General features: G+C 54.5%; 2 protein-coding genes. Both read left to right on the top strand.

Annotated features, from left to right (window positions below; translation table 11 throughout):
* A partial coding sequence (locus H9Y04_RS45810) for an ArsR/SmtB family transcription factor (RefSeq protein WP_268980584.1) occupies positions 1 to 196 on the top strand: 196 nt, incomplete at its 5' end.
* A gap of 46 nt (positions 197 to 242) precedes the next feature.
* A partial coding sequence (locus tag H9Y04_RS45805; protein WP_032716457.1) for an IS6-like element IS26 family transposase occupies positions 243 to 833 on the top strand: 591 nt, incomplete at its 3' end.

Here is an 833-nt window from a genome sequence, read left to right as displayed (position 1 = left end):
GGATTTAAACACTGCTGCAAACGCACTTCGAGAACTGGGCCACCCGACACGTCTCAGCATATACCGGGAGCTGGTCAGGGCGGGTCATGAAGGCCTGCCGGTTGGCGAACTGCAGAAGCACCTTGAGATTCCTGCCTCCACGCTCAGCCATCATCTTTCAGCGCTGATATCCGCTGGACGGCACTGTTGCAAATAGTCGGTGGTGATAAACTTATCATCCCCTTTTGCTGATGGAGCTGCACATGAACCCATTCAAAGGCCGGCATTTTCAGCGTGACATCATTCTGTGGGCCGTACGCTGGTACTGCAAATACGGCATCAGTTACCGTGAGCTGCAGGAGATGCTGGCTGAACGCGGAGTGAATGTCGATCACTCCACGATTTACCGCTGGGTTCAGCGTTATGCGCCTGAAATGGAAAAACGGCTGCGCTGGTACTGGCGTAACCCTTCCGATCTTTGCCCGTGGCACATGGATGAAACCTACGTGAAGGTCAATGGCCGCTGGGCGTATCTGTACCGGGCCGTCGACAGCCGGGGCCGCACTGTCGATTTTTATCTCTCCTCCCGTCGTAACAGCAAAGCTGCATACCGGTTTCTGGGTAAAATCCTCAACAACGTGAAGAAGTGGCAGATCCCGCGATTCATCAACACGGATAAAGCGCCCGCCTATGGTCGCGCGCTTGCTCTGCTCAAACGCGAAGGCCGGTGCCCGTCTGACGTTGAACACCGACAGATTAAGTACCGGAACAACGTGATTGAATGCGATCATGGCAAACTGAAACGGATAATCGGCGCCACGCTGGGATTTAAATCCATGAAGACGGCTTACGCC

Origin of the sequence: Streptomyces polyasparticus, from assembly GCF_014493765.1 — a bacterium.
Classification (GTDB): domain Bacteria; phylum Actinomycetota; class Actinomycetes; order Streptomycetales; family Streptomycetaceae; genus Streptomyces; species Streptomyces polyasparticus.
The sequence above is the reverse complement of the archived record's forward strand: the minus strand, read 5'-3'. Positions and strand labels throughout refer to the sequence as shown.